The 12267-nt window shown below is 60.9% G+C and carries 11 protein-coding genes; 7 read left to right on the plus strand and 4 right to left on the minus strand.

What is annotated here, in order from left to right:
• Positions 1–82 precede the first annotated feature (82 nt).
• Positions 83–838 carry a spermidine synthase gene (locus tag QMK47_RS09550; RefSeq protein ID WP_320390080.1) on the plus strand — a complete coding sequence of 252 codons (756 nt, stop codon included), beginning with the start codon at positions 83–85 and terminating at the stop codon, positions 836–838.
• Between the two features lie 489 nt (positions 839–1327).
• Positions 1328–3001: a DEAD/DEAH box helicase gene (locus QMK47_RS09555; RefSeq protein WP_014337279.1), complete on the plus strand. Its 1674-nt coding sequence runs from the start codon at positions 1328–1330 to the stop codon at positions 2999–3001.
• A 176-nt stretch (positions 3002–3177) separates the two neighbouring features.
• Here the strand turns inward: QMK47_RS09555 and QMK47_RS09560 are convergent, their stop codons facing one another.
• Positions 3178–3945 carry a class III extradiol ring-cleavage dioxygenase gene (locus QMK47_RS09560; RefSeq protein WP_320390081.1) on the minus strand — a complete coding sequence of 256 codons (768 nt, stop codon included), beginning with the start codon at positions 3943–3945 and terminating at the stop codon, positions 3178–3180.
• Between the two features lie 104 nt (positions 3946–4049).
• On the opposite strand from QMK47_RS09560, the gene QMK47_RS09565 reads away from it, so the two are divergent.
• Together QMK47_RS09565 and QMK47_RS09570 are read left to right on the plus strand one after the other, a co-directional pair.
• Positions 4050–4703, plus strand: a complete 654-nt coding sequence (locus QMK47_RS09565) for a thiopurine S-methyltransferase (RefSeq protein ID WP_320390082.1) — start codon at positions 4050–4052, stop codon at positions 4701–4703.
• Between the two features lie 309 nt (positions 4704–5012).
• Positions 5013–5138, plus strand: coding sequence for a hypothetical protein (locus tag QMK47_RS09570; RefSeq protein WP_256572593.1), 126 nt, complete (start codon positions 5013–5015; stop codon positions 5136–5138).
• A gap of 724 nt (positions 5139–5862) precedes the next feature.
• On the opposite strand, the gene htpX is transcribed toward QMK47_RS09570, so the two are convergent.
• Positions 5863–6750, minus strand: a complete 888-nt coding sequence (htpX, locus tag QMK47_RS09575; protein ID WP_003199411.1) for a protease HtpX — start codon at positions 6748–6750, stop codon at positions 5863–5865.
• A gap of 301 nt (positions 6751–7051) precedes the next feature.
• Positions 7052–8263 carry a pyridoxal phosphate-dependent aminotransferase gene (locus tag QMK47_RS09580; RefSeq protein ID WP_003199412.1) on the minus strand — a complete coding sequence of 404 codons (1212 nt, stop codon included), beginning with the start codon at positions 8261–8263 and terminating at the stop codon, positions 7052–7054.
• A 220-nt stretch (positions 8264–8483) separates the two neighbouring features.
• On the opposite strand from QMK47_RS09580, the gene msrB reads away from it, so the two are divergent.
• The 3 genes from msrB to QMK47_RS09595 all read left to right on the plus strand — a co-directional run bounded on the left by msrB (position 8484) and on the right by QMK47_RS09595 (position 9942).
• Positions 8484–8876 carry a peptide-methionine (R)-S-oxide reductase MsrB gene (gene msrB, locus QMK47_RS09585; RefSeq protein WP_063322309.1) on the plus strand — a complete coding sequence of 131 codons (393 nt, stop codon included), beginning with the start codon at positions 8484–8486 and terminating at the stop codon, positions 8874–8876.
• 122 nt (positions 8877–8998) lie between these two features.
• Positions 8999–9484 carry a glutathione peroxidase gene (locus QMK47_RS09590; protein ID WP_320390083.1) on the plus strand — a complete coding sequence of 162 codons (486 nt, stop codon included), beginning with the start codon at positions 8999–9001 and terminating at the stop codon, positions 9482–9484.
• The gene (locus tag QMK47_RS09595) at positions 9481–9942 is read left to right on the plus strand and encodes a MarR family winged helix-turn-helix transcriptional regulator (protein WP_214510825.1); all 462 of its coding nucleotides are present in this window, start codon (positions 9481–9483) and stop codon (positions 9940–9942) included. The genes QMK47_RS09590 and QMK47_RS09595 overlap by 4 nt, the downstream gene beginning before the upstream one ends.
• Here the strand turns inward: QMK47_RS09595 and QMK47_RS09600 are convergent.
• Positions 9926–12247 carry a response regulator gene (locus QMK47_RS09600; RefSeq protein WP_320390084.1) on the minus strand — a complete coding sequence of 774 codons (2322 nt, stop codon included), beginning with the start codon at positions 12245–12247 and terminating at the stop codon, positions 9926–9928. The two genes, QMK47_RS09595 and QMK47_RS09600, sit on opposite strands and share 17 nt — an antisense overlap.
• Positions 12248–12267 lie beyond the last annotated feature (20 nt).

Consider the following 12267-nt stretch of genomic DNA (forward strand, 5'->3'; position numbering starts at 1 on the left):
TGCTCCGGTTGCTTCGCGGACAATCGCGCCTTTGTCCCGTATTCGCAGGCTCAAGCCGGCACGGCCACCATCAGGAGATGAAATGACAGAGGAGCGCGTCGAGCATTTGCTCGCCGAGGTGCACGACGAGTTCGGCATGATTCGCGTATTCGAAGTGGCCGATTACCGGTTTCTCGAGTTTGGCGATGCCATCGAGCAGAGTTGCGTGTTCACAGCCGATCCGAGCTGGCTCGAATATGACTATACCCGCGCCATGCTCATCGGCGCGTTGTGTCACGAGCAGCCGGAAAGTGCGCTGTTTCTGGGGCTGGGCGCTGGTACGTTGACCCAGGCCTGCCTCAAGTTCCTGCCGTTGGAAGATGTCGAGGCCATCGAATTGCGCCCCGACGTGCCGCGCCTGGCCATCGAATACCTGGGGCTGGATGACGATCCGCGGCTGTACATCCGCGTCGGCGATGCACTGGAACTGCTTGAAAGCGCCGAGCCGGCGGACCTGATTTTCGTCGACCTCTATACCGATGTCGGTCCTGGCGTCGGGCACCTGGCCTGGGGCTTCCTGGAAAATTGCCAGAAACGCCTCAACCCGGGCGGCTGGCTGGTGATCAACCAGTGGGCCACCGATGACGGCAAGCCATTGGGGGCGGCGCTGTTGCGCGGCTTGTACCACCGGCATTATTGGGAGCTGCCGGTGAAGGAGGGCAATGTGATCCTCATCGTGCCGGCGGACCTGGATCAGGAGCTGGACATGCGAGGACTGGTCGCCAGGGCCGAAGGGCTGGCACCGCGACTGGGTTATTCGTTGCAGTCGTTGATCAAGGCCATCCGCCCGGCGACCTGATCGAGCAAAGCCATAAGTCCTTGTGGCAAGTGAATGCCCCTGTGGCGAGGGAGCTTGCTCCCGCTGGGTCGCGAAGCGGCCCTTCGATTTCAGATATCAACCCAGGCGTCTGCTTCGCAGCCGAGCGGGAGCAAGCTCCCTCGCCACAAGGGCGAAGACGTGTGGAGGTGAATCGTTTTAGCTCGCTGTCCCAAGGCCTTGTGACAGCGAGCCCCATAACGGTGTTTGGCAATAAAAAAAGCTCCCTTTTTGGGCGAATTCCGGTATAGTGCGCGCCGGCCTTTAGCCGGGCCGCGTCAAGGTAGCGCAATTCCCCGAAGTCAGCTTCGGTTGCATGTCCGCACAACGGATGCTTCCACGACGTTCTTTTTCATTCATTCGTTTTCGCAAATCCCCGCCGACAAAGCAGCCAGGGCGACTCTTGAGTCTCAACACGGCATGCGCAGCTTTGGAGCATGGGTCTTTGCGGATGCACTTAGAGGCAGACCCATGACCCAGGAAACCGGCGGCTTCGCCGCTTTTAATCTCAACCCGAACATTCTTGCTGCCGTCACTGCGACCGGCTACGAAGAACCTTCGGCGATTCAGCAGCAATCGATCCCGATCATCATGGCCGGCCACGACATGATTGGCCAGGCGCAAACCGGTACGGGTAAAACCGCTGCGTTCGCCCTGCCGATCCTGCATCGCATCGATCCTGCCAAGCGCGAACCGCAAGCCCTGATCCTGGCGCCAACTCGTGAGTTGGCGCTGCAAGTAGCAACCGCTTTCGAAACCTATTCCAAGCAGATGCCTGGCGTTACTGTTGTGGCCGTTTACGGCGGTGCCCCGATGGGCCCACAACTGAAAGCCATCCGTAATGGCGCGCAGATCGTTGTCGCCACTCCGGGTCGTCTGTGCGATCACCTGCGTCGTGACGAAAAAGTCCTGGCTACCGTGAACCACCTGGTTCTCGACGAAGCCGACGAAATGCTCAAGCTGGGTTTCATGGATGACCTGGAAGTCATCTTCAAGGCCCTGCCAGCGACCCGCCAGACTGTATTGTTCTCGGCTACCCTGCCGCAATCGATCCGTGCCATTGCCGAGCGCCACCTGCGCGATCCGCAACACGTGAAGATCCAGACCAAGACCCAGACCGTCACCGCGATCGAACAGGCTCACCTGTTGGTTCACGCTGACCAGAAGACGTCTGCCGTTCTCAGCTTGCTGGAAGTGGAAGACTTCGACGCCCTGATCATGTTCGTGCGCACCAAGCAAGCGACCCTGGACCTGGCCAGCGCCCTGGAAGCCAAAGGCTACAAAGCCGCTGCGCTGAACGGTGACATTGCCCAGAACCAGCGTGAGCGCGTGATCGACTCCCTCAAGGATGGCCGCCTGGACATCGTTGTGGCGACCGACGTTGCTGCCCGTGGCCTGGACGTTCCGCGCATCACCCACGTGTTCAACGTGGACATGCCGTACGATCCGGAATCCTACGTTCACCGTATCGGCCGTACTGGCCGTGCTGGTCGCGAAGGCCGTGCGCTGCTACTGGTCACCCCGCGTGAGCGTCGCATGCTGCAAGTGATCGAGCGTGTAACTGGCCAGAAGGTAGCTGAAGTTCGCCTGCCGGACGCCCAGGCCGTTCTCGATGCTCGCATCAAGAAACTGACCAACAGCCTGTCGCCACTGGTGGCTGACGCCGAATCGACCCACGGTGATCTGCTCGATCGCCTGACCGCCGACATCGGTTGCACCCCACGCGCCCTGGCCGCCGCACTGCTGCGCAAGGCCACCAATGGCCAAGCGCTGAACCTGGCTGCAATCGAGAAGGAACGTCCCCTGGTGCCGAACAACGCACCGCGTGGCGATCGTCCTGAGCGCACCGGTGATCGTCCGGACCGTGGTGATCGCGAGCGTCGTGCTCCGATCCCGCTGGCCGAAGGTCGTGCTCGCTGCCGTACCGCGCTGGGTGCCCGTGACGGCATCGCTGCCAAGAACCTGCTGGGTGCCATCCTTAACGAAGGCGGCCTGGCCCGCGAAGCGATCGGCCGCATCCAGGTGCGTGACAGCTTCAGCCTGGTAGAGCTGCCGGAAGATGGTCTGGAGAAGTTGCTGACCAAGCTGAAAGACACCCGTGTGGCTGGCAAGCAGCTCAAGCTGCGTCGCTATCGCGAAGATTGATCGGCTCTTGGGCTGATTGATCGAACATGAAAAATCCCCGACTGGTTCGGGGATTTTTTATGCCTGTCGTTTGGTGTTCTGTCATGGAAAGTGGTGTGGAGGCCAATCGCGAGCAAGCTCGCTCCCACAGAAAATCCAATGTGGGAGCGAGCTTGCTCGCGATTGAAGCGACCCGGTCAATCGAACCGATAGATGTCCATCCCCAGCGTCCCCATCGTGAACCCCGCATGGGCGATGCTGAACTTGCTCCCCGCACCCCGGGCAAAATACAGCGGCAGCAAGTGCTCATCGCTGGGGTGGCTGCGCACGGCGTTCGGCGCCTGGCGACGGTAATCATGCAGCGCAGCCTCGTCGTCGGCCGCCAGCTTCTCAACCATCCAATCGCGAAAGGCCTTGGCCCAGGGCTCGATGCTGTCGGGGCCGGCGTTCCAGTCCAGGTCGCGCAGGTTATGGGTGATGCTGCCGGAACCGATCAGCAAGATGCCCTGCTGACGCAGGCTCGCCAGGGCCTGGCCGACCTGTGTCTGCAGTGTCGGTCCCTGGCGGCTGGGCAGGGAAACCTGCACCACCGGGATGTCGGCCTCGGGGTACATCAAAGACAATGGCACCCAGACGCCATGGTCGGACGGCCGTTGAGGGTCGAGGCGTGCCGGCAGGTTCGCGGTGTTGAGCATGGCTGCGACTTGCGCCGCCAGTTGAGGATCGCCAGGCGCGGGGTATTGCACCTCATACAGGGCTGGTGGAAAGCCGCCGAAGTCGTGCCAGGTGCGCGGCTGCGGATTGGCGCTGACCAGCAGTTCGTTGCTTTCCCAGTGGGCGGACACGATGACGATGGCCTTGGGCTTGGGCAATTGAGCGGCCAGGCGAGCCAATGCCGGACCGCTGTCGCCGGGCTCCAGGGCGAGCATCGGTGAGCCATGGGAGATAAACAGGCTGGGCAGCATGAAGGGACTCCTGAGCGTTAAGATGGGGTCATCTTCCATCAGGTCAATGATCTAAATCTAATATAAGTTTTAGCCCGTTTTTATCGAATTTCTTGGAGTGAATCATGGAGCCCGATTTTTGGCACAAGCGCTGGTCATCGAACCAGATCGGTTTTCACTTGCCGGAGGTGAACCCTTACCTGCAACGTTTCTGGCCGCAACTGGGGTTGGAGCGGGGTAGTCGGGTGCTGGTGCCGTTGTGTGGGAAAAGCCTGGATCTGCTGTGGCTTGCCCACCAGGGGTATTCGGTGTTGGGCGTGGAATTGTCGGAAAAAGCCGCCACTGATTTTTTCCTTGAGCATCAGCTTGAGCCGGTGGTGAGTGAAGAGGGGGCTTTCAGGGTGTTCCGTGCCGGTGATATCGAGATTCGCTGCGGTGATTTCTTTGCCCTGGGCCCGCAGGATGTGGCCGATTGCACGGGACTGTACGACCGCGCTGCGTTGATCGCCTTGCCTGTGCCGATGCGGGAGCGATACGCGGCTCACCTGCAGAGGATCTTGCCCGATGGGGTCGGCTTGTTGATTACCTTGGATTACAACCAGGATGAGATGCCTGGCCCACCGTTTTCCGTTGGTGATGATGAGGTGCAGCGGCTGCTGGGAGATGCCTGGCGGCTGGAGGTTTTGCAGGAGCAGGATGTGTTGGGGGAAAGCTGGAAGTTTTTGCAGGCTGGGGTGACGAGGCTGGATGAGCGTGTTTATCGGCTGTCCAAAGGTTGAAGCGTTGTTTGTGCTGACGCCATCGCGAGCTCGCTCCCACATTTGATCTGCTGTGAACATAAGACCTGCGCTCACCCGAGTTCCCCTGTGGGAGCGGGCTTGCTCGCGAAGGCGGCCTGGCAGGTGGCCTGGATTTGTTGATCGAGTACATATCCGTTGCTGCGGTAATGGCGGCTGATCGAGTGCATATCCGTTTCTGCGGTAACGGCAGCTGGCGGTTCCGCTCTTACAGCGGGTCACTTTTGGAAGAGCGCCAAAAGTAACCAAAAACGCTTTGCCCCACCACTCGGTGCCTCGCCTAGGCTCGGCATGCCCTCACTCCGGCATTGCTCCGTGGGCCGCCGCGAAGGGCCATCCATGGCCCAGCGCGGCTATCCCGGCATCCATGCCGGGATGCCCACTACGCAATGCCTGCGTTCGGCCAGCGTGGTTTAACGGGGCGTCCAGATCAAGATCCAAAGCAAGAGCAAGAGCAAGAGCAAGAGCAAGAGCAAGAGCAAGAGCAAGAGCCAAAGCGGCGGCGGCGGGGCACATGCTGGTATCTATGTGGCTGACCCACCGCTATCGCGAGCAAGCTCGCTCCCACAGTGGGCCTGCGGTGAACACAAGACTCATGAACACCCAAGATCACCTGTGGGAGCTAGCTTGCTCGCGATGAGGCCGGCACATCCAACATCACCGCAAGCTGACCCTCCGCCTTCGCGAGCAAGCCCGCTCCCACAGGAGAAACGCGGTCTCACCAAGAACCAGGTCGGCTACCAGGCCGCCTCGCGGTGGACGTTGATCTCGGGCGCCCCGTTAACCACGATGGCTGAACGAAGGTGTTGTGGAGTGGGCAACCCGGCATGGATGCCGGGTTAGCCGCGCTGGGCCATGGATGGCCCTTCGCGGCGGGCCCACGGAGCAATGCCTTCGTTCAGGCATGCCGAGCCTAGGCGAGGCACCGAGTGGTGGGGCAAAAGCGCTTTGGTTACTTTCGCGCTCTTCGAAAGTGACCCGCCGTAAGGGCGGAACCATAAGCCGCCGTTACGCAAAAAACGGATATACACACCAAAGCAACTAGACACCGCAAAAAAACCAAAAAAAACGGCGCTTCCCATTTCTGAAAGAAGCGCCGTTTTTTCTAAGTGAACAGCATTACGCTTGATGCTCGAACCTGTCAGCCCCGACGACGCAGTGCGTCAATACGCTCTTCCAGCGGCGGGTGGCTCATGAACATGCGTGCCAGGCCCTGCTTGATGCCACCGTTGATGCCAAAGGCATTCAGGGTATCGGGCATGTGCACCGGCAGGCCTTGCTCGGCGCGCAGACGTTGCAGGGCACCGATCATGGCGCTGGTGCCGGCCAGGCGTGCGCCGGCGTCGTCGGCGCGGAACTCGCGCTTGCGCGAGAACCACATGACGATGGCGCTGGCGAGGATGCCCAGTACCAGCTCAGCGAAGATGGTCGCCACGTAGTAGGCGATGCCCTGGCCTTCTTCGTTCTTGAAGATCACCTTGTCGACGAAGTTGCCGATGATCCGGGCAAAGAACATCACGAAGGTGTTCACCACGCCTTGGATCAGTGCCAGGGTCACCATGTCGCCGTTGGCGACGTGGCCGATCTCGTGGGCCAGCACGGCCTTGACTTCATCGGGCGAGAAGCGCTCGAGCAAGCCCTGGCTGACGGCGACCAGTGCGTCGTTCTTGTTCCAGCCGGTGGCGAAGGCGTTGGCCTCGTAGGCCGGGAATATACCGACTTCGGGCATCTTGATGCCGGCTTCGCGGGACAACTGCTCGACGGTTTGCAGCAGCCATTGTTCGTGGCGAGTGCGCGGCTGGCTGATGATCTGGGTGCTGGTGCTCATCTTCGCCATCCACTTGGAGATGAACAGCGAGAACAGGGAACCGGCGAAACCGAACACCGCACAGAAAATCAGCAGCTGATTGAGGTTGAGATCAACCCCATTGGCCGCCATGAACCCGTTGAAGCCGAAGAGGCTCAGGGTGATGCTGGCAATCAGCACGACCGCCAGGTTAGTGGCCAAGAACAGCAGGATGCGCATCATGGTTGTGAAAATCTCCTCGTGCTAAAGATGTAGCGTTATGCGGGGTATATAAGGTGCCGCCGCAGGCTATTCAACTCGCCGACTATTTCAAACTGTGTCCTACAGCCGTCCTAAATGTTTGAAAGACTTTTCTGAAAGTGACTGGGGAAAAAAATATGGCGCCTGCCCCCCGTGAACATTGAGCCGGGGTGCCCGTTGGCTGCCCAACCCCTAGTGTAGAAGGCGTGGTGGAGTCGGCAGAACGGATATGTTGCTGAATCAAACAGCGTGCGAGGCGAGGGCTCCCCGCACGCTGTCTGGCTTATTGACGGTAGGACTTGAGGAAGTTGCCGATCCGGCCAATGGCCTGGTCGAGGTCATCGACCCGCGGCAGGGTCACGACGCGGAAGTGATCCGGCCATGGCCAGTTGAACGCCGTGCCCTGGACCACCAGCAGCTTCTCGGACAGCAGCAGGTCGAGGACGAATTTTTCATCGTTGTGGATCGGGCAGACCTTCGGGTCGATCCGCGGGAAGGCATACAGCGCGCCCATCGGCTTGACACAACTGACGCCGGGAATGTCGTTGAGCAGTTCCCAGGTTCGATTGCGCTGTTCCAGCAGCCGGCCCTGGGGCAGGACCAGGTCGTTGATGCTCTGGTAGCCGCCCAGCGCCGTCTGGATCGCATGCTGGCTCGGTACGTTGGCACACAGGCGCATGTTGGCCAGCATGTCGATGCCTTCGATGTAGCTCTGGGCGTGATGCTTGGGACCGGAAATAACGACCCAGCCTGAACGGAAACCCGCTACCCGATAGGATTTGGACAGGCCGTTGAAGGTCAGGCACAGCAGGTCCGGTGCCAGGGATGCAGTGCAGATGTGCACGGCGTCGTCGTAGAGGATCTTGTCGTAGATTTCGTCGGAAAACACCACCAGGTTGTGCTGGCGGGCCAGTTCCAGCATGCCCAGCAGCACTTCCCTGGAATACACGGCGCCGGTCGGGTTGTTCGGGTTGATGATCACCAGTGCCTTGGTATTGGGCGTGATCTTGGCCTTGATGTCCGCGAGGTCGGGAAACCAGTTGGCCTGTTCATCGCACAGGTAATGCACTGGGTTGCCACCGGACAGGCTCACGGCAGCGGTCCACAGCGGATAGTCCGGCGCCGGCACCAGCACCTCGTCGCCGTTGTTGAGCAGGGCCTGCATGGACATCACGATCAGCTCGGACACGCCATTACCCAGGTAGATGTCTTCGATGCCGACGCCTTCGACCTGCTTCTGCTGGTAGTACTGCATCACGGCCTTGCGGGCGCTGAACAGGCCCTTGGAGTCGCTGTAGCCCTGGGCGGTCGGCAGGTTGCGGATGACGTCCTGGAGGATTTCATCGGGCGCTTCGAAACCAAAGGGGGCCGGGTTACCGATGTTCAGCTTGAGGATGCGATGGCCTTCCTCTTCCAGGCGTTTGGCGTGCTTGAGCACCGGGCCGCGAATGTCGTAGCAGACGTTGGCGAGCTTGTTCGATTTGCTGACCTGCATGGCGATGTGTTCCCGAAAATGAACGATCCAGGCGGCGTATGAACTACCGTACTGGGAATCCTGCGTCTGTGCCCAGGCCTGACGCGGTATAGGCGCCACAATCCGTTTGAATGCGCATGACGTGACTGCCAGACTGGCGTCTGACGAGGCGCAATCATACGTGCCGCCCGATCTGCGGAAAAGCGTCGGATCGGGCTTTTTCAATTGCCGAGGTAGGACGATGGAAAAGTTGGAAAAAACCCTTGAAGAATGGCGCTCCATGCTCGACCCGGAGCAGTACAACGTCTGTCGGCTGAAGGGCACCGAACGGCCATTCTCCGGTAAATACAACGCCACCAAGACCGACGGCGTGTATCACTGCATCTGCTGCAACGAGCCGTTGTTCGATTCGCAGACCAAATTCGATTCCGGTTGTGGCTGGCCGAGTTTCTACGCGCCGATCGAGGGCAGCGCGGTGGTGGAGGTGCGGGACGTCAGCCACGGCATGATTCGCACCGAGGTGGTCTGCGCCAAATGCGACGCCCACCTGGGCCACGTCTTCCCCGACGGCCCGCCGCCCACGGGTTTGCGGTACTGCATCAACTCGGTGTGCCTGGACCTGGTGCCCCGGTAGAGACTGTTCATCCCAACTCCCCTGTGGGCTCCACAGGGCATGGGTCGGACAATTAAATTGCACACAATTGAATCGTTCGCTATCTTCGCCGCCTGTCCTATGAATTTTCCGGAGCCTTTGCCATGAGCGACAACCTGCTGAGCATCCCGTGCACCACCATCAAGGGTGAGCAAAAGACCCTCGCCGATTTCGCCGGCAAGGCTGTGCTGGTGGTCAACACGGCCAGCCAGTGCGGGTTCACTCCGCAGTACAAGGGGCTTGAGACGTTGTGGCAGACCTACAAGGACCAGGGCCTGGTGGTGTTGGGCTTTCCCTGCAATCAGTTCGGCAAGCAGGAGCCGGGCGACGAGGGGGCGATTACCGATTTCTGCGAGCTGAACTTCGGTGTGAGTTTTCCGCTGTTCAAGAAAATCGAGGTCAACGGCGCCAACGCCCATCCCCTGTTCGTCCAGCTTAAACAGCGGGCGCCCGGCGTGCTGGGGTCCAAAGGCATCAAGTGGAATTTCACCAAGTTCCTCATCGGCAAGGACGGCCAAGTGGTCAAGCGTTTTGCCCCGACCACCAAGCCCCAGGACCTGACCGGTGAGATCGAAGCGCTGCTCAAATGAATGACCTGTCAGTCGATTCGCTGAAGCTCGACAGCCAGTTGTGCTTCAAGCTGTACGCTGCTTCGCGCGCAGTGATCCGTGGCTACAAGCCGATGCTCGATCAACTCGGCCTGACCTATCCGCAATACCTGGCGATGCTGGTGCTGTGGGAATGGCAGGACACGGCCCCGCCACAGCCGACGGTCAAGGCCCTGGGTGAGCGTTTGCTGCTGGATTCCGGCACGCTGACGCCGCTGCTCAAACGCCTGGAACAGCTGGACCTGGTCCAGCGCCAGCGTTCGGCCCGGGACGAGCGGGAGGTGCACTTGAGCCTGTCGGCTGCCGGGCGAGCCTTGCGTGAACAGGTTGGCCCGCTCAAGGCCCGCCTGTTGTGCGACAGCGGTATCGACCTGGACCGCCTCGGAACATTGCGAGACGGTCTCGATCACCTGTTGGGCCAGATCAAAGCGCTGACGTAGTCGGCACCCACTGGTCCAGCATTGCGGCCAGTTCTTCGCGGCGGAACGGCTTGGACAGGTAATCGTTCATGCCGGCCGCACGGCAGCGCTCGCGTTCCTCGGGCATTGCGTTGGCCGTCAGGGCGACAATCGGCAGGTCTGACCAGCGCCCGCTTTGGCGGATCTGTCGGCTGGCTTCGTAGCCATCCATCACCGGCATGTTGCAGTCCATCAACACCAGGTCGAACACCCGCTGTTCCAGTTGATCCAGGGCTTCGACGCCGTGGGCTGCGACGGTGACTTCGCAGCCCAGTTTTACCAACATCCCCTTGGCCACCAGTTGGTTGACCGGGTTGTCCTCCACCAGCAGCACCCGTCCACGCCTGGACGGCGCCATGGCTTCGATCTGTGCTTCATTGATGACGGTCGCCTCGCTTTGCATGGCGCGCCGCAGAATCTGGTACAGCGCGTGGCGCGCCAGCGGCCGGGCCTGTTGTATCAGCGGGGCGAGGGCGGCGGCTTCTTCGCTGGGCATGAAGCTGCCATAGGCGGTCACCAGCAGGATCGGCGCGTCAAAGGTTGGCCGCAGGTTGAACAGGCATTCCGGGCAGTCGGTAATCAGTACGTCGGGCGTGAGCCCCAGCAACCCGTCGTCGATGGAGCGCTGCACATAATCCAGGCCCCATCCCGGCAACAGCATGCCCAGCAACTCGGCCAGGCCGCTGCTGCTGGCGGTGATGGCGACGACGTTGCCGCGCAACGGTTCGACCGGCGTTGCCGGGAGATGGCAGGGCAGGGGCAGGTCGGCACAGAACTGACTGCCAAAGCCGGCCTCGGAACTGATGGTCAACCGGCCCTGCATGGCTTCGCAGAGGTTGTAGGTCAGTGCCAGGCCCAGCCCGGTGCCACCGAACTGGCGGGTAATCCCGGCGCCGGCCTGGGTGAACGGCTGCAGGATTCTCGCCTGGGCTTCCTGGGGGATACCGATGCCCGTGTCGCAGACCTCGATGCGCACGCCGCCTTCGTAATGACTCAACTTCACGTCGACCCGGCCGAAGCGCGTGAACTTCAGTGCGTTGGACAGCAGGTTGCTGACGATCTGACGCACCCGGGTCGGGTCACCGAGTACCTGCGCCGGGAACTGTGGGTCGATCAGGCAGGCCAGTTCGACACTGGGTGCCGCGTTCTGGGAAAGCAGGTTGGCGGTATCCTCCACCAGGGAGCCGAGGTCGAACGGGATGCGTTCGAGTTCCAGTTGACCGGCGTCGAATTTCGACAGGTCGAGGATATCGTTGAGCAGTTCGACCAATACCTTGCCCGAGTCATGGGCAATCGATAGTTGCTGTTGTTGTTCGGCCGTCAGGGGGCCGTCCAGGGACAGGGCGATCATTCCCAGCAGGCCGTTGAGTGGTGTGCGGATCTCGTGGCTCATGTTGGCGAGGAAGGCGGAGCGGGCCTCGGCCATGTCCAGGGCCGTGCGCCGGGCCACTTCCAGTTCCTCGTTGGACTGGCTGAGGCGGGCATTGCTGGCCTTGAGTTCGGCGGTGCGTGCCGAGACGATGTTCTCCAGTTGCGCGAGGTATTCGGTGAGGCGATTTTCGGCCGTACGCCGCTGCTGGATTTCGGTGGAGATGTTTTCGAACTGTTGGTTGGCGACGGAAACCAGTACGCCGATTTCATCGGACTGGTGGCCGGCAGGGCATTCCAGGCGGTTCTGTTCAATGCTGCTCGGGTCGCGGCTGCTCAGCTCACGGATGACTCGCACCAGGGGCTTGGTCAGCATCACGTAGAACAGCGCCAGCAGCAGGCCGGTCAGGATCAGGCTGCGGGCGAAGCCGTTGAGCAAGGTGACTTCGGCACGGCGCAGGAAACGACTGCCGAACGCATAGGTGTCGACGTCCAGTCGCAGCATGCCCAGGGATTCACCGGGCAGGTGGTCCAAGTAGAGGCGGTCCTCGAACTGACGCTGGGCGCCGAACAGGAAGTCGCTGATGAACCGGTAGCTGCTTTGCAGCTCGGGCCGCTTGACGCTGGCGAGCACGGTATTGTTGTTGTCGATCAGCTCGGCCCCGATGATGGCCGGTGAGCGCAACAGGCCCATGGACAGCTCCTGGGCGAGCTCGGCGTCGATGTTGTAGGCGATGCGCGAGGCCGGGTTGTGGCTGATTTCCAGCAGCGAGAGGATTTCACGGTTGATCGACGCGTCTTCGCTGGCATAATCGATGCCGATCTGCATCAGGCTGAGCAAGGTGCCCAGCACGAAGCCCACCAGGACGGTCAGGCGGGCCTGCTTATAGGAAAGCCGTTGAGTGAATCTGATGTCCATTGAGTGCTGAACCACTTACG

It is taken from the genome of Pseudomonas sp. P9_35, from assembly GCF_034008205.1.
Classification (GTDB): Bacteria; Pseudomonadota; Gammaproteobacteria; order Pseudomonadales; family Pseudomonadaceae; genus Aquipseudomonas; species Aquipseudomonas kilonensis.